Raw genomic sequence first — 25,154 nt, forward strand, 5'->3', positions numbered from 1 at the left:
GTACACGGGCCCGGGCCCGGCGCGCAGCGGGGGGTGCCCCGGGTCCCGCTGCCTGCCGGGACGCAAAACGACCGGGTCCGCACCGCCGCCACCGTGGTGGGGGAAGGCAGCGGACCCGGTCGCCCCGGCGTGGATCCCTAAGGTGCTAGTCGGCCTCGTAGGGGGAAACCACGACGTCGACGCGCTGGAATTCCTTTAGGTCCGAATACCCGGTGGTGGCCATCGAGCGGCGCAGCGCGCCAACGAGGTTGGAGGTTCCATTGGTGTGGTGCGAGGGGCCGAAGAGCAGTTCCTGCAGCGGCGCCACGGTGCCGACCTTGACCCGGTCCCCGCGCGGGTTGTTCTCGTGGGCGGCCTCCATGCCCCAGTGCCAGCCGGCTCCCGGGGCCTCTTCGGCGCGGGCCAGGGCGGTGCCGAGCATCACGGCGTCGGCGCCCATGGCGATGGCCTTGACGATGTCGCCGCTGGTGCCCAGGCCGCCGTCGGCGATCACGTGCACGTAGCGTCCGCCGGACTCGTCCAGGTAGTCGCGGCGGGCCGCGGCGACGTTGGAGATCGCGGTGGCCATCGGCGCGTGGATGCCCAGCGCGCGGCGGGTGGTGCCCGAGGCCCCTCCCCCGAAGCCGACCAGCACGCCGGCGGCGCCGGTGCGCATCAGATGCAGGGCCGGGGTGTACCCGGCAGCGCCGCCGACGATGACCGGGACGTCGAGTTCGTAGATGAACTGCTTGAGGTTCAGCGGCTCGTGGGTCTTGGAGACGTGCTCGGCCGAGACCGTGGTGCCGCGGATGACGAAGATGTCGACGCCTGCGGCCACGACTGTCTTGTAGTGTTCCTGGGTGCGCTGCGGGGTCAGCGAGCCGGCGACGGTCACGCCGGATTCGCGGATTTCGGCCAGCCGCGCGGTGATCAGCTCGGGCTGGATGGGAGCTGAGTACAGCTCCTGCAGGCGCGCGGTGATGGCCGGGTCGAAGTGGCCGCCGTTGGCGGACTTCAGTGCGGCGATTTCCGACAAGACCTTGGCCGGGTCCTCATAGCGGGTCCAGAGGCCCTCGAGGTTCAGCACGCCGAGGCCGCCGAGCTTGCCCAGCGCGATGGCGGTGGCCGGGGACATGACCGAGTCCATGGGGGCGCCCAGGATCGGGGTCTCGAATTTGTAGGCGTCGATCTGCCAGGCCACCGACACGTCGTGAGGGTCGCGGGTGCGGCGGTTGGGAACAATCGCCACATCGTCAAGGGAGTACGCCTGGGCTGCGCGTTTGGAACGGCCGATTTCAATCTCGTAAGTCACCGCACCACCCTATCAGCACGCCGGCGGGCCGGGCCTCCCCCCGGGTGCGCGCCGGACCCGCGGTGCCTGCCGCGGGCCACGGGGCGTTTCAGCCGGCCAGGGTGCCGAGGGTGTCGGCCAGCGCCCGCGCGGCGCGTTCCTCGCCCGCGGCGATGACCTCCAGCTGGTCGGCGAGCACCGCGAAGTGCCCGGTGCGGTCCTGCACCTGGATCTGCGGGTCCACCAGGTCGGTGAACACGATCCAGTCCTGCGCCAGGTGCGCGTAGTCGGCCGCATGCGCGCCCAGGGCCTCGAGGCCGGGCAGCGCGGAAGCCTCCGCGAGGAAGTCGGCGTACTGGCCGCGCAGGGCGCCCACGCCGCCGAAGCGGGTGTCGGTGAGGAAGCCCAGGATCTGGTTCAGGCCCGATTCCAGGCGTGCGGGGTCCTCGAAGATCTGCGTCCAGCCCTTCTTGGTGGTGGCATCGCGCAGGCGCTCGGCCCAGTTGTTCATGCCCGCGACGCCGAAGTTCTTGGCGAAGTGCGCCGGGATGCCCTCCAGCTCGCTGGTGCCCAGCAGGCGCCCGGTCGTCTGCGCAATCGCCTCGCGCACGTTGGCGGCCAGGGCCGCGGCGTCGGGCCCGGTGCGCTCCGGGATCCAGGCCTGCCAGTGCTTGTCCTTCTTGCGCCGGGAACGGGCGGCGGCCAGGTCCTCGGGGGAAATGGGGGTCAGCGAGCCGGAGCCGTCGTCGATCAGCAGGTCGTCGCCGTGCTCGCCGACGACGGCCAGGTCGATGGAGTCCGATTCCTCCACGGCATCGGCATCGATCCACGGCAGCGCCGCGACCGAGGCGCGCACGACCACCGCGCGTCCGGCATCCAGCCCGGCGTCGAGGTAGTCGGCGGCCAGCCGGGCGCTGCCGGTGGTGCGCTCCATGACCTTGGCCCCGGACCGGGCCAGGAGGTTCGCGGTGTACGGCTCGGGGTGCGCCCGGGTGACGATGGTGGCTGTGGTCGTCTCCTCGTAGACGAAGGTGAAGACCATGAAGCCGATGCCGCCGGCCAGCCCCGCCAGCAGCGCCTCGCTCATCGGCTCGCCGGTCAGCGGGTGCTTCACCCCGGCCTGGGTGAGCACGCGGTGCCACAGCCCGGCGTCGTACTGCAGGACGTTCTCCGGGGCCGGATACTCGGGCAGCTCGGCTTCCTGGGCCGCGGCCGCGGCGTCGGCGGCGTCCTGGGCGCTGGCCGGGCGGTGGGGCTTCGCGGACAGGATCGCCTTGCGGGCGGTGGTGTAGCTCTCCCCTGTGCGGTCCATGCGGGCGCGGGTGAGTTTCTTCAGGTTCTTCGGCTGGGCCACGGTGTGCTCCTTAGGTGTTGCGTGCGCGCATCGGCGCGGGTCTCTCCCGCACGCCAGGGGGCAGCGCCAGTGAAACATTCTACGTGGGGGCACACCATCCCCGGGCCGCGTGCAACCGGCCGCTCACCCGGCCGCGCGCACCGAGACCAGCAGCCGCGGGGACACGGCACCGGACTTGATGGCCGCGGCCACGTTGCCCAGCCGGTCCGCCGGGTCGCTGCCCAGCAGGATCGGGGCGCCCAGTTCCGTCGCCGGTCCCTTGCCGGGCCCCGGCATCCACGCCAGCACCGCCGCGGTGCGGTCCTCGTCGGTCCCGGGCATGAAACCGGCCACACGCAGGTGGCGGTGGTACGCCTCGGCGGGTTCCACGTAGGACGAAGCGGCCGCGTCGGCCCACGGCATCGGGTAGTCCAGGGCGTTGGTGCCCATCAGGTCGTAGATGGCGAAGATTCCCCCGGGGCGCAGCAGCCGGTGCACCTCGGCGAACGCCGCTGGCTTGTTCTCCAGGTTCATGCCCACGTGCAGCATGGTCGCCGCGTCGAAGGAACCCGCCGGCAGGTTGGTGGCCTGCGCCGGGGCCAGCAGCATCGTGATGGACCCGGCCATCGAGCAGGCGGCGTTCAGCTCCCGGGCCAGCAGCACGAACTCCTCGGTGACATCCACGCCGGTGACCACCGCGCCGAGCTGCGCGAAGTGGCGTGCCGGTCCGCCGATGCCGGCCCCCACGTCCAGCACCCGGGTCCCGAGCCCGATGCCGGCCTCACGGGCCACCTCCGCCGTGGCGTTGGCGCCGCCGGAGTGGAAGTGGTCGGCCTCGCCCAGGTCGCCCGGGAGCAGGACCTCCGGTTCCTTCCCGGCGCTGCGAAGCGCCGCGTAGAGCCGCTCGCGCAGGTTCCCGGTGGTGTAGCGCCTGATGGATTGGTCGGTGTCGCTCATCGTGGGCTCCTTGGGGCCGTCCGGGCCCCATCCCGCCTCTCGCGGCATGCTGTGCCCAACGCCTGCCCCCATGATAAACCCGGGACAAAGCGGCCGTCACCGGTGGTCCACACCCGATTCGCACCGGGGCCAGGAGGGGACCTCACGGGGCACCGAAGTCCTTGACCAGGCGAGAGAGCGCCACCCGGTCCACGATGTGCGCCTGCCCCTCGCACAGCCAGTCGCCGGCCTCCTGCAGGAACGCGGCCGCCGTCGCCAGCCGCGGATTGGCGCCGGTGGCCCGGTTGTTGACCAACACCGCCGTGCCGTCGACCGGGTGGAACACCGACCAGCCCCTCACCTGAAGCTCGGGGAACCGGGCGCGGCACGCCTGAACGGCGCCCGGGAAGGGATGGGCCAGGAAAGCCGGGGCGTCGCCGGGCAGCTTGCACACCAGCCGGTCTTCCCACCAGTAGTACTGTCCCCCGGGACAGAGGCGCGATTCGACCAGCACCAGCCGGTCCCCGCACAGCACGCCGTGGCCGAGGTGCAGCTGCGGGTCCCCGGGGACGGACAGGCCGGCCAGAGTCCTGGCCCCGGGAAGGGCATGCAGGGTGTCCAGCAGCTGGCCGGTGAGCGAATCGGCGGTCCTTCGCGGGTGGCTGGCGCCGGTGCCGGCGCCATCCCCACCGCCGGAGACGTCCAGGTCCCAGTGGTTGCGGCCGGTGATTTCCTCCACGCCCAGCAACCCCCTCGGGCCCGGGCGACGGCGCCGGATGGCGCTGGCGCGCAGGATCTCGACGGTGAGCAGATACAGGCCCAGCCAGCCAATAGCCGCAAGCATGCCCGCGCGACCGCCGGCGAGCGCGGGGACCAGGATCCCTCCGGCGAAGCCGAGGAACAACAAGTAGCGCACCAGTCCGCGTCCGCGGGCACGGGCCCGGGCCCAGCCGCCGGCCAGCGCCGCCACCGGCACCAGGAGCACCAGCAGCGCGACCCTCCACCACTCAGGCGAGTCGCTGCCGCGCACCATGGCCGCAACGAAGAGTCCGGCGAGAATGATGTTGAGCTCCAGCAGGAACCAGGCGAGGAAACGGAAAGAACCCACCCGCCCGGCGGAATCGTCGCGGATCTCCAGCGGCGGGTAGGAGCGGGTGTACCAGTCCATCGCGGAGAGGTCGATCCGGTTGCATTCGAAGACGTTGAAGCCGGCAGGGCTTGCCGGGTCCCGGGCCGCTGCCCGTTTCTCCCTGGCCCGGGCCGCTGCCGCGGTGCGGGCCTTGGGCTCGGCGCGCACGCGGTCCCGTTCACGGTCGCTTGCGGCTCGTGCCGCCTCGGCACCGTCCCGCGCTTCCGCCTCATTCCTGCCCCGGGCTTCGGCGGTGCGCCGCTGCTGCTCGGCCTGACCGGCGAGCGCGGCGTCGAAGGCGGCCCGCAACCTGTCGTCGGCCAACACCCGCAGGGCCTCGTTCAACGACTTGGCCATCGCGTCGGTGGCACCTCCGGCATCCGGGTGGTGTTCACGCATCAGGGCACGGTGGGCCGCCCTGATCACCGACACCGGTGCCGTGCTGCTCACGCGCAGCACGTCGTAGTGGTTGGCGGCGCTCATGTGGATGCGCCGCCGCGGCCGAAGAATCGCACACCAAACACGACGCCCCCAATCCCCCGTTCGTGGTCCCCAAGACCAGCGCACTGCATCCGTGATGTCCTCCCGAATCTACCAACAAGTGGGCCGTTTGTTTAGGGTTGGGCGCCGGCATGCTTCCGGCTCCCGCAGCAGGCCGTGCCCCCTTTCGCGAGCACTTCACATGAGTCAACACCGGCCCTTGACCGCGGAGCGGCGCGCGCGCATACTGACGCCGTGGCCACCCGAATCTCAGACCTGATCAACCAGTCCCTGCCCGTGCTCCGGTACGAACCGACACAGAAACGGGTGCGGGCCAGCTTCAAAGGGACCCCGGTCCTTGACACCTCCTCCGCCGTGCTGGTGTGGGAACCGCGGCGCGTCGTGCCGATCTACGCGGTCCCCGAATCCAATGTGCAGGCCCACCTGGCGCTGACGGCCGGAACCGGCCCCGGGGTCCCGGACAAGGCCGGGATCCTGACCCCGGATGACCCCTTCGCGCTGCACACCGCCGAAGGGGCTGCGCTGGATGTCGAGGTCGGCGGGCGCACGCTTCCGGGCGCGGCCTTCCGGCTGTCGGACCCCGTGCTGCAGGGCTTCGTCGCCTTCGACTTCCGGGCGTTCGATTGGCGCGAGGAGGACGAGCCCATCGATGCGCACCCGCGCGATCCCTTCAAGCGGGTCGACGTCCTGGCCTCGAGCAGGCACTTGCGCATCGAGCTCGAGGGGATGCTGCTGGCCGAGACCCGGCACCCCAGGCTGCTCTTCGAGACGCACGTTCCCACCCGCTACTACCTGCGGCCCGGCGAGGTCCAGTGGGATGCGCTTGTGGCCACGGACAGTTCCAGCAAGTGCCCCTACAAGGGCACGGCCCATTACTGGGCCCCGGCAAGCGGCGGCCGGGACGTGGCGTGGAGCTACGCCAACCCGTTTCCCGAGGCCGCCGCGATCGCCGGACTCGTGTGCTTCTACAGCGAGCGGACCGATTTCATCCTCGACGGCAAGCGCCTGGGGCGCCCGCATACGCCCTTTGACTAGCCGGGACCGCCAACCGGAAAGGCTAGGTCAGGTCGATGGCAAAGCGGCGCTCGAGCAAGGCCGGAGTGAACCGCGCATCTTCCCTCGTGGTTCCGGTGTCGTGCCAGCCGTGGCGCTCGTACAGGTCCATGGCCCGCCGGTTCCCCTCGGCCACCCACAGGTAGGCGGTCCCGTATCCCAGCCGGCGCAGCTCGGCAGTGGCCTCGAGCAACAGCACGGTTCCCAACGCGCGGCCCCAGCAGGCCGGGAGAAGGTTCAGCGCATACAGCTCCCCGGTGCCCTGGGCGGATTCCTCCCGCGGCACTCCGAACTGGCAAAAACCCACGACCTCGCCGTCCACGACCGCCACCAGGGGCTTCTCCCCGGTGTCCCGCCCGAGCGAGTGCGCCCAGCGGCCGGAGATCTGCTGCACGTTCATGGATTCCAGGAACGCAGCATCGATGATGCCGGCGTAGGCCGCCCTCCAGACCTGGACCAAGGCCTCGGCCAGGGCCCCGGCATCGGGCCCAACAGCCCGGCGCGCGAGGCCGGCGTTCTCCGGGTTCAGGTTCTGGTTCGCGGCGGGTTCCATGGGGGCAATGCCAACGCGCGGCCCGTTCTTGTGACCCGCGGTGTCCCGCAGCCCGGGGTTCACGCTTCAAGGTGCCGGACCCTGGCAGTGGCGTAAAATCGGCAGCGGAGCCGGAAGGTTTTTTGCCGGAGCCACTGTCCCACCCGCAACTCTCTTGACTGGGTTCCATGACCAAGCCGCATGTCCGTTTCGCCGCAGTCCTCGCCGCTGCCTACCTTTTGGCTCTGCTGCTGATTGCCTTTTGGCCCACCCCGGTGGATCGCCCGGTGAGCGGAAACCTTTCAAGCATTCTGGGCTGGTTGCATGCCCACGGGCTGCCGTTGTTCATCGGCTACAACAAGGTCGAGTTTGCCGCGAACATCGGCCTTTTTGTGCCGTTCGGATACATCGCGGGGATCCGGAGCCGGATGTGGTGGCATCCTCTCGCGGCGGGCTTCGCGGCCTCATTCTTCATCGAGTTAGGGCAGGAGATCTTCTTGCCCCAGCGGTTCTCGTCCCTGCTCGATGTCGTGGCCAATACCATCGGTGCGGGACTGGGTTTCGCGCTCTTTGCCCTGCTGCAGGCCGTGCACCTTCGAGGGCAAGAATCGGTTGAACCGGTTCGGTAGCCGAGCCCGCCCGAAATTCGGCGCATTTCGTGCTCGTTCGAACAGCGAACCGGCCGCCATGACGTGGTCCCGACGACTGCTGCCGGCCGGACCACTCACAAGCCCAATACCAAAGGTGGTTCGAGTCCAACCCCCTGGATAGGCATCGTCAACGACCCACGGCTGCCGCAGCGTGGACTTGGGGGCCGACCCACGTATCGCGGGATGCGGTCTTGGTATGTTTCCGGCCAGCCTTGGCATGTGACGCGGCCTGCGGGGCGACAAATGCAGGTGTCCGGCCGGGATACACCGACCGGACAACGTCATTCTTGATGCACGGGAGAACATTCTCGACACCATGAGCTTGCTGCGTCCATTCCGGGGCCTTGCCTTCGAGGCACTCCCGTGCGCGGAAAACCTACAGCGGCCAGTTGTTGTTTCCGGCGGTGGTACTCGTGCCGCCATTCAGGGTCTCGTATTGCAAGGGCCAGTTGTTGTTCCCGCCCAGCGTCTTGGTAATACCGATGCTCTGCACCGACCCGCTGTCTGACCGCACAACGTCACCGGCACCACCGGCGACAACTGCCCCGGCAATAAGCATTGCGGCAAGGGCCGAACCCAGGATCTTCTTCACGTATTCTCCATCTCATTCAGAATTCGGGCGAGTGTTCGGAGCATTGCCCATATTTGCCGCACCCGGGAACGGGACGACAGCCCCACGGGATATCCTAGCGCTCACCTGATGTTTTGGAGTTGAATTCGTCATCGGATTTCATGGAACCACTGCCCTTCGAGGATTTGCCGGAAGCCCGGCGGTGGGAGTACATGAGGGTGGCCGCCACCGGATGCAGCATAATTGAGATTATGCACCACCCCTCCGCCGAAGCCCGCGCCGCCAAGGCGGAAGCGCACCACCGCAGGATTCGGAATTCGGGAGACCAGCAGCAGGTGCTCGAAGCCGCCCGGGAGTGCGCCAGAATCTATGCGTCGATGGGCGATCGGGTCAAGGAATCCGTTTTCCTCTACGACATGGGAAAAAGCCAGGTGTTAACGGGTGCCTATATGGCTGCCTTCCAAACCGCGGAAACTATCCTCGCTTTTCCCCGGATACAAAACGACCCGGTGTTCAAGGCCCAGGTATTGATCCTGCGTGCAGCAGCTCTTCGCAACCAAGCACATCACGAAGAGGCCGTGGACACCGCGCGCACGGCGTTGGCCGTCTTGTCCGACGTCAAAGACCGACACGAAGCACGAGCTGAAGCGTACCAAGGAATCATTGCCTGCCTGGTCGAGGCTGGCCGCGCCGACGAGGCCTGGGCTGTCCGTGACCTGTTGTCTGCCACCTTGGAACACGTGGAAGACACTATGTTGGCTGGCCAGGGCTTCTGGACATTGGGAAACCTCGCATTCGCCAAGGGCCACGAGGCCGAGGGCAACGCCTACCACGAGTGCGCGGCTGACCACCTCCAACAGGTCAATGACATCCACATGTGGGCACGGTTCAACAATGCGAGCGCCGATGTGCAGCTCCAGGCGGGAGTCGCCAACGAGCGCACCGATGACTGCATTATCCGTGCCCAGCTTGCTTACGACATCATCGGAGGAAGTGCGGTGGAGCTACTGGGCCTGGCCGGAACCCGGGCACGGTGGTATGTGGCCAACGGAGAGCTAGAGAAAGCGTCCTCGTTGCTGGAGCGAGCACTGTCCGACGCCTATGGCTCCGGGGCACCGGAAGACGCCTCGGTGCATCGGCTCTGGTCGGAAATCCTCCACGCCACGGGGCGTTTCGAGGATGCGCACCGGGAAAGCGTGCGCGCTGCCCTGATTGAAGCGGACACGGGCAGCTGACCCGTCCTGACGCGGCGAATCCCGGCTAGGGCTTCTTCTGCGATTCCTTGAGGATTTCGCTGACTTGCCCGTTTGCCAAACGGGACCACGGAGAATCCGCTGAGCCTTGCGCCGCGGCTTCGGGGTTCTGGGCCTGGTTCCACCATTTGGCCTCGAAAATCCGGCCGTCAAACAAGATCCGTTCCCCCTTGTCATACACCTTGGTGGACGACCAGGCCGGATAGAGTCCTGTGGGCACCGCGACGGGGATTTCCGGCTTGTCTCCGGGAAGCACAGGTCCAATCAAGCTCCATGGGATCGCTCGCGCGTCACTGGCCGGAAGATCCGGTATTTCCCCCTGGGTCCACCATTTTGCCTCGTAAACGTTGCCGCGCCAGACGACGCGTTCCGATTTGGGGTAGGCGGATTCGGTGTTCCATACCGGGTAGGGGCTCTTCGCGGGGTCATCGACGATGGCAGTCTCCACGGGGGCTTCAACTGGAGCGTCATTGGTCGCCACCGGGCGGTCGGAGGAATCTAGGTCGGCCGCAAGCGTCCGTGCAAAGGCACCGTCTTCCTGGGTGACGCCGCTGCAGTTATTCGATACCCGTTTCAGATCCGGGAAGTTCGGTCCGCAGTCGGCATCTCTGTTGGCCGACCACATCGAAAGCCGTCCTATGCCGTTGGTCGTGGAAAATTCCTTTAATGCCCTCGCGTCGTCCAGCGTGAATATCTCTCCAAGCAAGTCGTTCTGACCGATCATGGGGGTGAGCCCAATCTTGGCCCAGAGGGTGCGATCCCCTATTTCCTGTCCGAGCTGGGAATAGAGCGCCTTGATCTGCTGGTGTGCGCTACGTGCCCCTTGTTCCGAGGCCGAGGCCATGCTCTGGCCCGCTGAACGAGTATCGCCGAAGTTCATGGTCATGAGATTCACGCCTGCGAGGTCGACGCCGCCTTCGAGGAGCCGCTTGACCTCGCCCAGTCCGGATTCCGTCAGCCCCCGGGTGTCCACAGGAAGCGTCACCCAGACCTCCACTGGTTTTCCCGACTCCATAGCACGGGATTGAAGTGCCGACACAGCTGAAGCACGGCGCAACGAAGCGGCGGCATCCTCGAGGTCGTTTCCCTCGACGTCCAGGTCCAGGGTGGTGGAACCGTATCGCTGGAGGAACGATTCGTATCCGTCAATGATCTTTTGCTCATCGGTGCAGGCGGTGGCCAGTTCGTCGTTGTTCAACCCGCCGGTGGAGATCACGATTTCGCCGCCTTGTTCATGCACCCGGGCCACCTTACGGTCCAGGTCGAACGTCTCGTTGGCGCTGTCCATGCTGTAGTAGCCGCCCCACGAATTCGCACAGCTGTCCTTGGGATCGGCCACGGCGAACCCAAGAACCACGCGTTGTCCAGGTACTAGGTTTTGGGCAATCGGATAGAACGGCGTCGATGTCGCATCGACGTAGGACCCGAACCAGCGTCCCGTATCAGCTGCTCTGGCCGAGTCGCGGGATGTGTTCCAGTAATACGTTCCAGCGGCCACCAGCCCGGCAATCGCCAGGGCAAGAGCCGCCACCCGGACCCATGAAAGGCGTCTGCCCGTGGTCAAGTTAGACACAACAATCTCAATTCATAACAATTGACGGCTCACTGAAAACGCGGCAAACGGTGGGGCCCATTTCGTCCAGGAGTAATCCATCAGAATAAGGCGAATCTCATCGCAAGGAAATTGTGCTCTCACCTGCCCCAAGGCCCCACGTCTCCCCGAGACGCGTAATTCAGATCACTGCTGAATCATACGCTATGATCAGTTTTTGAAATGCATTGCGGGTCGCAGAATCCCCAAGTGCTGAAACGAGATTGCTTGGGGGCAAATCAGTTTGAACAACATCAGCACGAATGCACGCACGGCTTCACCAGACATTCGCAAGCGGCAGTGGGGCGCGGAAAAGCGTTCCGAGCCCCTGTCGATTGTTCATCCCGTCCCCTCGCGCGGCAAGTTGGCTTGGGGGCGCATAGCAATCGTCACGACCATTCTGGCCTGGATCGGCTACGTCATCAGCACCATCCTGAGGCAACTGGCCGACAACCCCGATGCGGGCTTCAGGTTCCGTTTCGAGGCGGCAATGTACCTCGCCGTGGTCACCTTTCTGACTTTCTCCGCGTTGATGTACCTCGTCGCCAGGCAAGGTGCCCTTCTGCGCTTCTCACAACACCGACGAGTGCCCCGAGGTGAGCTGGATCGGCACTTCCGTTCCTATAACAAGTCGATCACTACGCTGGTTCCTAGCTATGCCGAAGAGCCAGCCGTGGTCAGGAAAACGCTCTGGTCCGTGGCCTTGCAGGAGTTCACGAACCTGCACGTGGTGCTTCTTGTGGATGACGATCCCTACCCGGAAGACCCGGACATCCTGGCCAAGCTCGAGGAAACGCGTGGCTTGGCACTGGAAATCCAGCAGTCCCTGGAACTTCCGTTGAGGATGGCCCAGGACTTCCGGGTCCTTTTTGAACGCCAACGAGAGGCAGGGGCCTCGCCTGCCCAAATCCTGGCCACCACCATTGCCGCCTACGATGCTGCCGCGGTCTGGCTCGAAGAAATGGCCACCGCGGAAAGGATCGACGACCATGTCGACGAGTTTTTCGTTGATTCGGTCATCATGGGACTTGCTCGCGAGCTGCGCCTGACACTGTTGGCCCTGAACGCGGCTGCCGCACAAAACGATTCGCCTCACAGCGACAGGTTGGAAGAATTCCATCTGCGGCTGGAACGTATTTTCTCCGTCCGGATGCACACCTTCGAACGCAAGAAGTACGCAAATCTGTCCCAAGCGGTGAACAAGGCGATGAACCTGAACGCCTATATCTCCCTCATGGGCCAAAAGTGGCTGGTGGACAACCGCGGAGATGTGGAGGTGCTTCGCGCGGTGTCACCGACGCAGGAAACCACGGACATGGACCAAGTCCTGGACATCCCGGACTCCGAATACCTGCTCACGCTTGACGCCGACTCGCTGCTGCTGCGCGATTATTGCCTGCGCTTGGTTTACTTCCTGGAGTCCGAGGAGAATTCGCGCGTGGCGGTGACGCAAACCCCCTACTCTTCATTCCGAGGTGCGCCCACCCGCATCGAGCGCTTGGCTGGCGCCACGACAGACATCCAGCACATCTTGCACCAGGGCAAGACCCTTTACAATGCCACCTTCTGGGTTGGCGCCAATGCAGTGATCCGCAAACAGGCACTTGTGGATATCTGCCAGACCACAACCGTCGGCGGGTATGAAATCCACACCTACATCCAGGACCGAACCGTCATCGAGGACACCGAGTCAAGCATCGACCTCGGCACCCACGGCTGGACCCTGTCCAATTACCCGGAGCGACTCAGTTACAGTGCGACTCCCCCGGATTTCGGCTCGCTGGTGGTCCAACGACGTCGTTGGGCCAATGGCGGTCTTTTGATCCTGCCCAAGTTTGGTCGACAGATCGGTGAGCGTAAGCGACGCAACGAACGCATCCGATTGCGCGAGGTGCTCCTGCGGGTCAATTACATGGCATCAATTGCCTGGGCCAGCCTTGGCCTGATCTTCCTTCTGGCCTATCCATACGACGGGCGTTTGCTCAGCCCGCTGATCTTTGTCGCGGCGTTGCCCTACTTCATCGCCATGGGAAGCGACCTCCGGGACTGCGGGCACCGATTCAGCGATGTCTTCAGGATCTACGGGTTCAACCTGATCCTCCTGCCGGTCAATATGGCAGGGGTGCTCAAGTCCACGGAACAGGCATTCACCGGCGAGAAAATCCCATTCGTCAGGACACCGAAGGTCCGCAATCGCACCGCATCTCCAGGTCTCTACGTGGCCATCCCATACCTGATCGTCTTCTTTTCGATCTTCACATTGTGGCGGGACTTCCAGGACCGCAACTGGGGAAATGTTGCCTTTGCCGCATTGAACACCGTGTTGGCCCTCTATGCCATACGCGCCTACATCGGCTTCAAGAACTCCGTTGTTGACATGGCCCTGGGGTTGGTGAATTGGCTTTTTGTCCCGCCGAAGAAGGCCAAAGACGCCACGGTTTCCTACCCCGTGGCCACACCGGAAAACACGGACTGGTCGACCTTGTTGTATCAAGGTGACCGACGATTGGATCGTGATTTGCGCGGAACCGACGATCGCCGCAAACGGATTGGTGTGAAGTAACCATGGGACAGGTTCCCCTTCTCGAGATTGGCTTGCTGCTGGACGGACTTAGTCCGATCGCGGACGCGACGTCTGAAGGCACGGCAGAGCAAGCGGTTTGGAGCCTGGACGTCAAGCATGCCCGGCTCACTTTCTTCGCCAACGAATTGCTTGAGGTCGTTTTCCATCCCCGGACGGTGTTGTCAGTCGAGACGGTCCGGGAGCTCTGGGGACTTGCGGACGCGCGCCTCGAACGGAAGGTGAAGTACTTGCTGGTTGATGTATGCGGCATTGACAGTGTGAAACCCAATGTCACTGCCCTGATTGATCCGATGACCGAGGGCATGCGCACGGCTCTGCTGGGCTCCGGACCCGCAGACCGCGTGCTGGCACGATTCTTCATGCGCAAGGTCGATCCTGCGCGACGGTATATGTATGTCGAAAGCCGGCAGGACGCACTCGCGTTCTTCCACGAAGATGACTGACCCCGGCCCTCTCGAGATGGACGAACCCCGTATTCCGCGCATTGTCGACGCCATCCTCAGGATCGCGGACATGGATTTCGATACCCTATTGCATCCCAGCAGCCGGCGCGATGAGATCGACGCCATCATCATGGGGATCAATGCCATGGCCGCTGACCTGGAAACGACGTATTCCACGCTTGATCGCCGGGTGGCAGAGCGCACGCGGTTGCTCGAGGCGGCCCGCGACCAAATGGCGTTGTTGGCCTACACGGACCCCTTGACCCAGCTCGCGAATCGTTCCGCCTTGATGGAGGAAATCAACAAGACGCTTGTCGAGCCCGGCACGGGTCCCTCGGCCCCGATCTTGATGCTCCTGGATCTGGATGCCTTCAAGAGCATCAACGATACCTACGGCCATGCACTGGGCGACAAGGTCCTGTGCCAGCTCGCCGAGAGGCTTCGCGGTTGTGTGCGCGCCGAGGACCTCGTGGCGAGACTCGGAGGCGACGAATTCGCCATCCTGGTGCACGCACCGGAACACAACGCCGTCGCCCTGGGCCGACGCATCGTTGCGGCGATGAACCAGGACATGGTGATCGACAACATCCACCTGAGCCCCGGGGCCAGCCTTGGCATTGCCCGGACAACGCCGTCGCATTCGCCGGACAGCCTCGTGCTTGAGGCGGACACAGCCATGTATGTGGCCAAGCGCTCGGTAAGCGAAAAGGTCGTGGAATTCGAGCCGTTCATGCTGTTTGAACGACGTGAGAAGGCCGAGATGCTCTCCGATCTCCGACATTCACTGGACGGCGAGCAGTTCTTCCCTGCTTACCAAGCAGTGGTCCGCCTCAAGGATGAGGCAATCATCGGCGCAGAGGCCTTGGTGAGGTGGAATCGAGCGGGCCACGGGCTCGTGCGTCCAGACGAGTTCCTCCCCGCTGCCGAGGAGGCGGGCATGGTCGGCAAACTGACTGAATACCTGCTGGATCGGGTACTGAGCGACGTCAAGAGGTGGCGGGCGGCCAAGCTCGTCGGCGCAGATTTCAAGGTCCACCTCAACGTGACCTCGCGTGGACTGCACGACCTGGGCTTCGCCGACGAGGTGCGCAGGGTCTTGCGCCAGCATGAACTTCCGGCAACCGTGCTGGCCTTGGAAATCACCGAGAACAACTTGATGTCGGGTGACAACCTGCACCGCTATACCTTGATGGCTTTGGCGAAGATGGGGGTTGAGGTCTTTATTGACGACTTTGGCACCGGCTACTCCTCAATCAGCTATCTGCGCCAGCTGCCCGTGACCGGAGCCAAGATCGACAGGACTCTCGTTGACGACATTGCCGTGAACCCGAAGCAGGAATCCTTCCTTCGCGCCATCTCCGACTTGATTGCAGCTTGTGACCTTGAGTGCGTCGTCGAAGGAGTGGAGACTGCCGAGCAATCGGCGAAGCTCAAGGCCATGGGGTTCACAACCGTCCAGGGATTCCACTATGCCGTTCCGCTGGACGCAGCCGCATTCGAGGAACTGTTGCGGATGCGCCGCCAAGCGCTCGCGTGATGGCAGTTCAGCCACGGCACACCACATGCCAAAGGCCTCGACCACCAGTTCCCCTGCGGGAGCCAGTGCTCGGAGCCTAGCCGTGACGGGTGCTGAGTGTTACGGGATGTTGAAGCGATATCTCTGCGAAATTCATCTTGGGCGATCGCCGAGGGTGCCATCGGCGATCGCATCGTTGCCGGTCCAGCGACGTTTACGCCAACCCAATTTACCACCCGGGCGCTGCACATGGGATCGATGGGAAATGGAAGGGGCAGGAACCCGCGCTACGTCAGCGGGTCCCTGCCCTGGGAACGCGCAGCTTGGGGTCTGCGTCGTAACTCCCATGGAAGAATCTGGTACTTGGGGTGCCAGATTCTTCCGAAAATGGTCCTGCACTTAGGGGGGGTGGCAGGACCAACCAACCTAGCCTACCTACCGAACGTCAACTTACCCAATCGACGCGACTACATCATCAATCGATGGTTGGTGTCCGCCTGCTTGAGGCGCCGGACGAAGCCGTTGTTCCTCAACGCAGTAAATACAAGAGGCCCCGGCCACCGATTCCCTTGTGGGAGCAGGTGGCCGGGGCTCTGTCGTGATGGGCGTTTAGCGCGAACGGTAGTTCGGGGCCTCGACAGTCATCATGATGTCGTGCGGATGCGATTCCTTCAGGCCCGCGGCGGTGATGCGCACGAACTTGCCACGCTCCTTCAGGTCCGGGATGGTGCGTCCGCCGACGTAGAACATGGTCTGGCGCAGGCCGCCAACCAGCTGGTGCGCCACCGCGGAGAGCGGGCCGCGGTACGGGACCTGGCCCTCGATGCCCTCGGGGATCAGCTTCTCGTTGGACGGCGCATCCGACTGGAAGTAGCGGTCCTTGGAGTAGGAGGTGTTCTTGCCGCGGGTCTCCATGGCGCCGAGCGAGCCCATGCCGCGGTAGGCCTTGAACTGCTTGCCGTTCATGAAGACCAAATCGCCCGGGGACTCGGCGGTGCCGGCCAGCAGGGAACCGAGCATGACCGAATCGGCGCCGGCAACCAGGGCCTTGCCGATGTCGCCCGAGTGCTGCAAGCCTCCGTCGGCGATCACCGGCACGCCGGCCGGGATCGCTGCCTTGGCTGCCTCGTAGATGGCGGTGACCTGCGGGACGCCGACACCGGCGACGATGCGGGTGGTGCAGATGGATCCCGGGCCCACGCCGACCTTGATGGCGTCGGCGCCGGCGTCGATCAGTGCCTGGGCGCCCTCGCGGGTCGCGGCCTGGCCGCCGATGACGTCCACATGCGCGGCCGCCGGGTCCTTCTTCAGGCGGGCGATCATGTCCAGCACGCCTTGGGTGTGGCCGTTGGCGGTGTCGACCACCAGCACGTCGACGCCTGCCTCGACCAGCTTCATGGCGCGGTCGTAGCCCTCGCCGAAGAAGCCGACGGCAGCGCCGACACGCAGGCGGCCCTCGTCGTCCTTGGTGGCCAGCGGGTACTGCTCGGCCTTGTCGAAGTCCTTGACGGTGATCAAGCCCTGGAGCAGGCCATCGTTGTCTACCAGCGGCAGCTTCTCGATGCGGTGCTTGCCCAGCAGGTTGATGACCTCTTCGCGCGACACCCCCACCTTGGCGGTGATCAGCGGCATAGCCGTCATGACTTCGTAGACCTTGGTGGTCATGTAGGTCTCGCGCGGCACAAAGCGGGTGTCGCGGTTGGTGATGATGCCCAGCAGCTTGCGGTTCTCATCGACCACCGGCAGGCCCGAGACGCGGTAGTGCGCGCACAGGTCGTCCCATTCGGCCAGCGTCGCCCCGGGGTTCACGGTCACCGGGTTGGTGATCATGCCCGATTCGCTGCGCTTGACCTGGTCCACCTGGTCGGCCTGGTCATCGATGGACAGGTTGCGGTGGATGATGCCGATGCCGCCCTGGCGGGCCAGCGCGATGGCCATCGGCGCCTCGGTGACGGTATCCATGGCCGCGGAAAGCAGCGGGATGTTGATGGAGATCCGCTTGGTCAGGCGCGTGGTGGTGTCTGCCTCCGAGGGGATCACATCCGTCGGGCCGGGAAGCAGCAAGACGTCATCGTAGGTGAGGCCTTCAAAGGCAAATGGATTGAACTCAGTCACGGGGGACCTTTCACGCCGGTGCGGGGATTGATTACATCCTAGAACGCTTCACCGCCAAGCGACATTCCCGCGTGGTTGGTGTGGCGAACGCAACTCCCGCCACCGCCCGCGCCTCGGCATCCGCCCGCACCGCCGGGGCCATCCCGAGGCCTCGCGCAGCGCGGGAACGGCGCGGCACGATGCGGTCCCAAGGCCCCGGCGCCTCACGCCCTGATGAAGATCGCGGTGGCCCGCAATGAGTCCACGCCTGTCTGGCTGATCGACTGGATCATGTACCAGTAGTAGTGCCCGAGCACCACCCCGGAATCCAGCCAGGACTGGGCGGAGGCGGTGCGCCGGCGCACCGTGCGCAGGTAGGTGCCGGTGGACTGGATGTAGGGGACGACCGAGCCTGTCGATTCCCAGCGCCAGATGGCGATGAGCTTGATCGGCTCCCCGCTGGAACTCGAGCTCCAGCCCAACCGCACGCCGGTGCCCTCGCGCACGGCCGTGGTGATCGTGGGCGTGTAGGGACGCACGAAGTTCAGCTGCGTGTAGGGCACCGGCAGGGCGGGACGTGCGTACTTGGCGGCCTTGAGGATCCCGATGGCGTTGAGCTTGTTCGCCCGCACGGCGGTGGTATTGTAGTACGCCTGGCCGCGCACCGCCGGGACCGCACGGCACTTGGTCACGTGGTCGCGCAGCTCGTTGGGGTCCTGCCAGGCCGGGGTAGCAGGGTCCCCGACCTTGTAGGCGGCTTCCCCGGTGTAGAGCTTGACGCTGGTTCCGGCGACCTGCTTGGCCCACCAATCGACCAGCACGTTGTAGTTGGCCACGGAGTACCCCTGGTACCAGTACAACTGCGGGGCGATGTAGTCGATCCAGCCCTCCTTGACCCAGCGCCGGGTGTCCGCGTAGAGGGCGTAGAAGCTCTCCAGCCCGCTGGTGGCGGAGCCCAGGGAGCTCGAGGAGCTGTTGGCCCAGATGCCGAAGGGACCGATGCCGAACACCACCCGGGGCTTGGCGGCGTGGATCGCGGTGTGGGTGTCGCGCACGAACACGTTGATGTTGTTGCGCCGCCAGGAAGAGATCGAGGTGAAGGTGCCCTTGTAGGTGTTGTAGGTCGACGAGTCCGGGATCGAGGCCCCGGCCACCGGGTAGGGGTAGAAGTAGTCGTCGAAGTGCACCCCGTCCACGTCGTAGCGCTTGACCAGGTCGACGACCACGTTGCGGATGAAGGTGCGCACCGCCGGGATGCCGGGGTTGTAGTAGCGTCGCGGGCCGTAGGCGAAGGACCAGGAAGGGTTCAGCCGCGCCGGGTGGCTGGCCACCAGCGAGGTCAGCGAGGTGTCCATCGATACGCGGAAGGGGTTGATCCACGCGTGCAGGGCGATCCCGCGCTTGTGCGCCTCGGAGATGGCGTAGGCCAGCGGGTCGTAGCCCGGGTCCGTGCCCTGGGTGCCGGTGAGGTACTTGGACCAGGGCTCGCCCAGGGTGGCCTTCCACATCCGGTCCGCGGCCGGGCGGACCTGCAGCAGCACGGCGTTGAGGTTGCGGGACACCGCCAGGTCCAGGATCGAGCGCAGCTCCGCCTGCTGGGTGGTCACGGACAGCCCGGATTTGGAGGGCCAGTCGATGTTCAGCACGCTCGCGGTCCACAGGGCGCGGAACTCGGTGCGCGGGTAGGTGGCGGAGGTGAAGGTGTTGCGCGAGGAGATGGTGTAGACGTGGTTCCGGGTGACCGCCGCCGCGGCGGGGGCCGCCACCAGTCCGGGGCCCAGCACGGCTCCTCCCAACACCGCCACGGCGGCCGAGAGCACCGCCCTCCTGCTCACGGGGCCGGCAAGGGCCAGGGACAATGGTGCCATTTCCGTTTTCATGGCATTGACTCCGATGGTGCGCAAGTGGGCACGGCCGGGCCGGATCGTTCGGCCGCTTGGAGGCAACAATACGCCGCACGGGGAGGGGGCAAAAGGCCCTCGGCATCACGTTTGCGCGGCACTTTTCCACGACGCTCCGGCCGGTACCAACGGTGCTTCTCGGCGCTGGCCCGGCGCTTGGAATCAGTGCGAGCCGGTGAGGGCTTCCAGGAAGCGCCGCTCGAATTGGGCAGCCGTCGTCCGGACATAGGTGCTGGTCAGGTGGGACTGGTCCATGTAAACCAGCACGTTGCCGATGACCGGGCGGCAGATGCCCTCGGGGCAGAGCTGGTCGGTCATGTCCATGGTGGAGAAGTTCTCCCCCAGCGTTCCGTCGGCGGCCAGGTTGTCCAGCGGTGAGGCCTTGGCCATGAGCTCGGACACCGGGGCGCTGCAATTCTCCGATTCCGCGCCGAACCGGTCCACGCATTCGGGGGCCGGGGTGGTGAAGCGCGGGGTGTCGCGCAGCGCCACCACCGGGATGCCGGCATCGAGCAGCGGGCGGATTCCCGCCTCGTAGCCGGGCACTATCCGTTCCTGCTGCGCCGGGGAGCGGCCTTCGGGGTCTTCGCCCAGGGCGGTGAAGGTGCCCAGGGTGAGCACCGCATCGGGATCGTGTTCCAGCGCGTATTTCCCTGCAGCCTCGTTGAACGCCCCGCATTCCTCGCCGCGGGTGTCGGAGGGTCCGCCGAACCGGCACGACGGCTTGGTCAGCAGGATCCAGCGCCAGCCGTGCTTTTGCGCCATCGCGTCCACCGCGCCGCTCCAGTGCTGGGCGTGCGAGTCCCCCAGCACCACGATGGTCTTTTCCGCGTTTTCGCTGCCGCGCTGCTGGCAGTATTCGACCTCGGGTGCCTGGGGCGCCCATGCTCCGGAGCAGTCGGCCCCGAAGTTCGACCATTCCTCGTCGAGCTTGCTGGTCAGCGGGACCATGACGGCCTCGGAGCTTGGTTCGTGCCCGAACCCGGGGTCCAGGATTGCCGCACCGGGGTTGTCGATCTCCGCCTGGGAGGCCGCACGCAGTTCCTCGGCGGCGACCCGGTGTTCCCAGCCGGACAGCGGCAGCAGCACCAGGGAGAGCAGCACCGCGATGCCCAGGCCCGCGCGCCGGCGCTTGGCCGAGAGCCAGTGCCAGGATCGCATCGGGGATTCGACGACGCGGGTGGTGGCCCAGGCCAGCACCAGGGAAACCAGCATCAGGCCCAGGCCCGTGGTGAAGGAGATCTCCGCGTTTCCCGTTTCGACGAGGAAGAAGATCATCACCGGCCAGTGCCACAGGTACAGCGCATAGGATATGTCCCCCAGCTTCACCAGCGGGCCCAGGGCCAGCACCCGTTGCACCCCGAAGCGGTTGTCGGGGGCCATGACGACGAAGGCCGCGGCCAGGGTCGGCCACAGGGCCAGGTACCCGGGGAACTCGTGCTCCACCTGCAGCAGCATGCCGCAGGCCAGGATCGCGGCCAGGCCCACCCAGCCCAGCGGCACGGTCAGGGCCCTGGGCAGCTTTCGCAGCTGCGGCAGGAACACTGCCAGCAGCGATCCGAGCGCGAACTCCCAGAGCCTGGCGCCGGTGTCGAAGTAGGCCCATTCCTGGGCGGTTGCGGTGATGTGGATCGAGTAGGCCAGGGAGGCGGTGAACACGGCGCCGAAGAGGAATCCCATGGTGTTCCGGTAGCTCATCGACGGGAACCTGCCGCAGAGCGCCTTGAAGAGGACCAAGCCCGCGGCGAGCAGCAGCGGCCACAGGATGAAGACCTGGCCCTGGATGGACAGCGACCAGAAGTGCTGCAGCGGGCTGGCCGTGGCGTGGTCGGCGGCGTAGTAATCCACCGAGTCCGCCGCAAGCTGCCAGTTCTGCCGGTAGAACAGGCTGGCTGCGGTTTGCTCCATGATCGAGCTCCAGCGCGCCTTGGGCAGCAGCACGATGCTGGCGGCGATCACGGACAGCAGGACCAAGACCGCGGCGGGCAGCAGCCGGCGGAAGACGCCCAGCCAGTAGGAAATCAGCGCCAGGGGCCGCCCGGTCTCGACCTTGCGGATGAACGCGCCGGCGAGGAAGAACGCGGAGAGCAGCAAAAAGACATCAACGCCGCCGGAAACCCGGCCGAACCAAACGTGGTAGACCATCACGAGCACCACCGCCAACGCGCGCAGGCCCTGGAGTTCGGGCCTGAAGCGTTCGGCGGGGGTCGTGACCGGTGCGTTGCTCCGGCCTGCCACTATAGGGACAGGTGTGGGGATAGGCATCGGTACATCCTGTAAAGCTTGCGGTGTGTCCAAGCCCGGAACGTTGGGCATGGGCATCCAACGTTACCAAACCCCGTTATCAATTCGTTACAGCCGGTTCCCGGTGTCGTCGGATCGCTGCCCCCTCCACGGGCGTTGCAGGACACATGACCTTGGCCGTTGCCCCCGCCGCCTGGACCTCGACGACCTCCGGGCCCGCCCAGGCACCCCCTGGGGACCCTGTTCCCTCGCGCCGGCCTAGGGGTCAAAATGTGCTGGTCCGGGCGCCGGGGCAAAACGGGAGATGATTTCCTCCGCCAGGGCGTGGAGCTTCTGGTTCCTGTTGTTCGACGCCTTGCACAGCATGTCGAAGGCCTCTTGTGCGGAGCAACCGTCCTGGGCCATGAGGATTCCGCGCGCCAGGTCGATCGCCGTGCGGTGCTCCAGGGCGGCGGCCAGGTTCTCCGATTTCAGCTCGGCCTCCGCGACCCGCACGGCCGCGGACAAGGCACGGCGTCCCTCGTCGGCGAGCCCCATGGCTTCGAGCACGATGGGCTCGCTGAGCGCCCCGGAGTCGGCGGCGAAGAACACCAGGACGGCCGTGGCCCTGGCGCCAAGCTCCAGCGGGACCGCCACCAATCCGGCAAAGCCCTGCTCCGCCAGCTTCAGCCCGTACCCGGGCCAGCGCGCATCGACGGCGTCGTTGACGATGACCGGCAGCCCGCTGCGCACGGCGTGCAGGCCGGGGCCATCATCCAGCAGCGTCTCGATGCCCTCCAGGCGTATCACCCGTTCATCGCTTCCCGCCATCGCCGGCGGCAGCTTGCGCATGTGCAGAATCACCAGGCACTCGATGTCCGATCCGGCGGCTCGTCCCAGCCGATCGGCCGACAGCTCGGCCAGGCCCTCCAACACGCCGTGCAGTCCTTCCATTTCGGCCACCAAATCACACAGTTCCCCAAGAACGTCCATTTTTCTCAGCGCCTCCATGAATTTGTTTGTCGTACCGCTTCCTCCAGTTGCACGACAGCCCCCGCTCACCGGTGGCCGTCGCTAAATTCCGTAACAAGATTTTTACCGCATCCGCGTGCATTTCGCCAGTACCGCGCCCGGCGCGTGCGCCGCCGCTTGTTCACGGCCGTGCCCGGGTAAACGCCAAACGCCGCCGGCCTCCGGGGTTCGCTCCCGAAGCGGGAAGGAAACCTGGATGCCGGCGGCGCGTGGACGCACTGCCGTGTGGGCGGTGCTAGTGGTTGTGGCCTGCGTGCGAGTCCGAATCTCCGGCCGGCTTTTCGGCGACCAGGGTTTCGGTGGTGAGCACCAGGGCCGCGATCGATGCCGCGTTGCGCAGCGCCGAGCGGGTGACCTTGACCGGGTCGATGACACCGGCGTCGATCAGGTTCTCGTACACGCCGGTCAGGGCGTTGAAGCCCTCGTTGGCCGGCGATTCGGAGACCTTGGCGGTGACGACGTAGCCGTCGAAGCCGGCGTTCTGGGCGATCCAGCGCAGCGGCTGGACCAAGGCGCGGCGGGCAATGCCGACACCCGCAACGGCGTCGCCGGTCAGGGCGAGCACGTTCGGATCGGTGTCCAGCACGGCCAGTGCGTCAACCAAGGCGGTGCCGCCGCCTGCGACGATTCCCTCTTCAAGGGCCGCGCGGGTGGAGGACACTGCATCTTCGATGCGTGCCTTGCGTTCCTTCAGCTCGACCTCGGTGGCTGCGCCGACCTTGATCACCCCGATGCCGCCCGAGAGCTTGGCGAGGCGCTCGTTGAGCTTCTCGCGGTCCCACTCGGAATCGGTGCGGGTCAGTTCGGCCCTGAGCTGCGAAACGCGGTCAGCCACGTCCTCGGCGGTGCCTGCACCGTCGACGATGGTGGTCGAGTCCTTGGTGATGGTGATGCGGCGAGCCGATCCCAGCACCTCGAGCCCGACCTGGTCCAGCTGCAGCCCCAGGTCCGGGGAGACAACCTGGGCGCCGGTGAGGATCGCAATGTCCTGCAGCATGGCCTTCCGGCGGTCGCCGAAGCCCGGGGCCTTGACGGCCACGGCGTTCAGCGTGCCGCGGATCTTGTTCACCACGAGGGTGGAAAGGGCTTCGCCCTCGATGTCCTCGGCGATGATGAACAGCGGCTTGCCTGCTGCCAGCACCTTTTCCAGCAGCGGCAGGAACTCTGCAACCGTGGAGATCTTGCCCGAGTTGACCAGGATCAGCGCGTCCTCGAGGACTGCTTCCTGGCGCTCCGGGTCGGTGACGAACTGCGGGGACAGGTAGCCCTTGTCGAACTGCATGCCCTCGGTGACAACCAGCTCGGTGGCGGTCGTCGAGGATTCCTCGATGGTGATGACGCCGTCGGTGCCCACGGTTTCGAAGGCCTGGGCCAGCAGCTCGCCGATTTCCTCGCTCTGCGCGGAGATGGCGGCCACGTTGGCGACCTGCTTGCCCTCGACCGGAACCGAGTTCTCGGCCAGGCGTGCGGCGACAGCCTCGACGGCTACCTCGATGCCGCGCTTGATTTCGCCCGGGGCGGCACCCGCGGCAACGTTGCGCAGGCCCTCCTTGACGAATGCCTGGGCGAGCACGGTGGCGGTGGTGGTGCCGTCGCCTGCCACGTCGTTGGTCTTGGTGGCTACTTCCTTGGCCAGCTGCGCGCCAAGGTTCTCGTAGGCATCTTCCAGCTCGATCTCACGGGCGATGGTCACGCCATCGTTGGTGATCGTCGGTGCGCCCCAGGCCTTTGCCAGCACCACGTTGCGGCCGCGCGGGCCGAGGGTCACCTTGACGGTGTTTGCGAGCTTGTCGATGCCCGCTTCGAGGGCGCGTCGCGCCTCTTCATTGAAAGCTAGCTGCTTTGCCATGTCTTGCTCCTTATAAGCTGCATAAAGCCCCGGCCAGGGGCCGGGGCTTTATCAGGAAAACTACTTTACGACGATGGCCAGGACGTCGCGTGCCGAGAGCACCAGGTACTCTGCACCGCCGACCTTGACTTCGGTTCCGCCGTACTTGGAGTAGATCACGACGTCGCCTTCGGCTACGTCTACGGGAACGCGGTTGCCGTTGTCATCGACACGGCCCGGTCCAACTGCTACGACCTTGCCTTCCTGCGGCTTTTCCTTGGCGGAATCAGGGATGACCAGACCGGAAGCAGTGGTGGTTTCTGCTTCGAGCGGCTGGACGACAATGCGGTCCTCGAGAGGCTTAATGGAGACGGACATCGTCTCTCCTTTGCGTGAGTTACCAATGGTTTACGGGCCGTTCGGGTGGTACCAACCGTCGTCGCGGTGCCAGCTGGTGAATTACCTCAGGCTTTCAGCACTTGCCGGGTTCGACAAGCACCATGAATGACTCTAGGCAACCATTAGCACTCGGTCAAGGCGAGTGCTAATTGCGTCGTGTTTTACGCGCTCGGCGCAGTGCTGGAGGGTCGGCACGGCGAAGCCCGAAAATACCGGACACACTCAGCCGCGCCTGACCCTCCGGACTCCCTCCAACTTCACTGCAGGGCCACTTTCAAGGGGAAATGCTTAATCCGGGCGAGGCGCAATCGGGAA

Annotated in this window: 19 protein-coding genes; 6 read left to right on the forward strand and 13 right to left on the reverse strand. The window is 65.6% G+C overall.

The genetic code is table 11. The features are described from left to right. Nucleotides 1-145 precede the first annotated feature (145 nt). The 4 genes from FPY90_RS07175 to FPY90_RS07190 all read right to left on the reverse strand — a co-directional run bounded on the left by FPY90_RS07175 (nt 146) and on the right by FPY90_RS07190 (nt 5,151). A complete protein-coding gene (locus FPY90_RS07175; RefSeq protein WP_498684737.1) occupies nt 146-1,291 on the reverse strand; it encodes a GuaB3 family IMP dehydrogenase-related protein in 1,146 nt (381 codons plus the stop codon). An 88-nt stretch (nt 1,292-1,379) separates the two neighbouring features. Next, nucleotides 1,380-2,624: a BtrH N-terminal domain-containing protein gene (locus FPY90_RS07180; protein WP_498684738.1), complete on the reverse strand. Its 1,245-nt coding sequence runs from the start codon at nt 2,622-2,624 to the stop codon at nt 1,380-1,382. A 123-nt stretch (nt 2,625-2,747) separates the two neighbouring features. Continuing rightward, complete coding sequence (locus FPY90_RS07185; RefSeq protein ID WP_498684739.1) at nt 2,748-3,560, reverse strand: class I SAM-dependent methyltransferase; 813 nt, start codon at nt 3,558-3,560, stop codon at nt 2,748-2,750. 142 nt (nt 3,561-3,702) lie between these two features. Beyond that, complete coding sequence (locus FPY90_RS07190) at nt 3,703-5,151, reverse strand: J domain-containing protein (RefSeq protein WP_498684740.1); 1,449 nt, start codon at nt 5,149-5,151, stop codon at nt 3,703-3,705. 252 nt (nt 5,152-5,403) lie between these two features. Here FPY90_RS07190 and FPY90_RS07195 point away from each other — a divergent pair, with 252 nt between their 5' ends. Further along, on the forward strand, nt 5,404-6,204 hold the full coding sequence (locus tag FPY90_RS07195) for a DUF427 domain-containing protein (RefSeq protein WP_498684742.1): 801 nt from the start codon (nt 5,404-5,406) through the stop codon (nt 6,202-6,204). Between the two features lie 22 nt (nt 6,205-6,226). On the opposite strand, the gene FPY90_RS07200 is transcribed toward FPY90_RS07195, so the two are convergent. Further along, entirely contained in the window at nt 6,227-6,775 is a 549-nt protein-coding gene (locus FPY90_RS07200; protein ID WP_498684743.1) for a GNAT family N-acetyltransferase, read from the reverse strand. A 167-nt stretch (nt 6,776-6,942) separates the two neighbouring features. Here FPY90_RS07200 and FPY90_RS07205 point away from each other — a divergent pair, with 167 nt between their 5' ends. Beyond that, the gene (locus FPY90_RS07205) at nt 6,943-7,383 is read left to right on the forward strand and encodes a VanZ family protein (RefSeq protein ID WP_071213015.1); all 441 of its coding nucleotides are present in this window, start codon (nt 6,943-6,945) and stop codon (nt 7,381-7,383) included. Between the two features lie 397 nt (nt 7,384-7,780). Here the strand turns inward: FPY90_RS07205 and FPY90_RS07210 are convergent, their stop codons facing one another. Beyond that, entirely contained in the window at nt 7,781-7,996 is a 216-nt protein-coding gene (locus FPY90_RS07210; protein WP_071213014.1) for a hypothetical protein, read from the reverse strand. A gap of 140 nt (nt 7,997-8,136) precedes the next feature. On the opposite strand from FPY90_RS07210, the gene FPY90_RS07215 reads away from it, so the two are divergent. Beyond that, nucleotides 8,137-9,210: a tetratricopeptide repeat protein gene (locus FPY90_RS07215; RefSeq protein ID WP_071213013.1), complete on the forward strand. Its 1,074-nt coding sequence runs from the start codon at nt 8,137-8,139 to the stop codon at nt 9,208-9,210. A gap of 25 nt (nt 9,211-9,235) precedes the next feature. Here the strand turns inward: FPY90_RS07215 and FPY90_RS07220 are convergent, their stop codons facing one another. Further along, nucleotides 9,236-10,801 carry a chitinase gene (locus FPY90_RS07220; protein WP_498684746.1) on the reverse strand — a complete coding sequence of 522 codons (1,566 nt, stop codon included), beginning with the start codon at nt 10,799-10,801 and terminating at the stop codon, nt 9,236-9,238. Between the two features lie 550 nt (nt 10,802-11,351). On the opposite strand from FPY90_RS07220, the gene FPY90_RS07225 reads away from it, so the two are divergent. The 3 genes from FPY90_RS07225 to FPY90_RS07235 all read left to right on the forward strand — a co-directional run bounded on the left by FPY90_RS07225 (nt 11,352) and on the right by FPY90_RS07235 (nt 15,383). Continuing rightward, entirely contained in the window at nt 11,352-13,382 is a 2,031-nt protein-coding gene (locus FPY90_RS07225; protein WP_498685535.1) for a glycosyltransferase family 2 protein, read from the forward strand. Between the two features lie 2 nt (nt 13,383-13,384). After that, on the forward strand, nt 13,385-13,846 hold the full coding sequence (locus tag FPY90_RS07230) for a hypothetical protein (protein WP_071213011.1): 462 nt from the start codon (nt 13,385-13,387) through the stop codon (nt 13,844-13,846). Nucleotides 13,847-13,916: 70 nt separating this feature from the next. Continuing rightward, on the forward strand, nt 13,917-15,383 hold the full coding sequence (locus FPY90_RS07235; RefSeq protein ID WP_175475362.1) for an EAL domain-containing protein: 1,467 nt from the start codon (nt 13,917-13,919) through the stop codon (nt 15,381-15,383). A gap of 588 nt (nt 15,384-15,971) precedes the next feature. Here FPY90_RS07235 and guaB read toward each other — a convergent pair. The 6 genes from guaB to groES all read right to left on the reverse strand — a co-directional run bounded on the left by guaB (nt 15,972) and on the right by groES (nt 24,818). Further along, nucleotides 15,972-17,477 carry an IMP dehydrogenase gene (guaB, locus tag FPY90_RS07240; RefSeq protein ID WP_071213009.1) on the reverse strand — a complete coding sequence of 502 codons (1,506 nt, stop codon included), beginning with the start codon at nt 17,475-17,477 and terminating at the stop codon, nt 15,972-15,974. Nucleotides 17,478-17,680: 203 nt separating this feature from the next. Next, entirely contained in the window at nt 17,681-19,336 is a 1,656-nt protein-coding gene (locus tag FPY90_RS07245; protein WP_498684749.1) for a glycoside hydrolase family 10-like protein, read from the reverse strand. 183 nt (nt 19,337-19,519) lie between these two features. Further along, nucleotides 19,520-21,595: an acyltransferase family protein gene (locus FPY90_RS07250; protein ID WP_498684751.1), complete on the reverse strand. Its 2,076-nt coding sequence runs from the start codon at nt 21,593-21,595 to the stop codon at nt 19,520-19,522. A gap of 264 nt (nt 21,596-21,859) precedes the next feature. After that, complete coding sequence (locus tag FPY90_RS07255; protein ID WP_498684752.1) at nt 21,860-22,534, reverse strand: GAF and ANTAR domain-containing protein; 675 nt, start codon at nt 22,532-22,534, stop codon at nt 21,860-21,862. A gap of 313 nt (nt 22,535-22,847) precedes the next feature. Beyond that, nucleotides 22,848-24,461, reverse strand: a complete 1,614-nt coding sequence (gene groL / locus FPY90_RS07260) for a chaperonin GroEL (protein WP_071213006.1) — start codon at nt 24,459-24,461, stop codon at nt 22,848-22,850. Nucleotides 24,462-24,521: 60 nt separating this feature from the next. Continuing rightward, nucleotides 24,522-24,818 (reverse strand): co-chaperone GroES, encoded by a 297-nt coding sequence (groES, locus tag FPY90_RS07265; RefSeq protein WP_071213005.1) that lies wholly within the window; start codon nt 24,816-24,818, stop codon nt 24,522-24,524. Between the last annotated feature and the right edge of the window lie 336 nt (nt 24,819-25,154).

It is taken from the genome of Arthrobacter sp. C2 (genome assembly GCA_024207135.1).
Classification (GTDB): Bacteria; Actinomycetota; Actinomycetes; order Actinomycetales; family Micrococcaceae; genus Paeniglutamicibacter.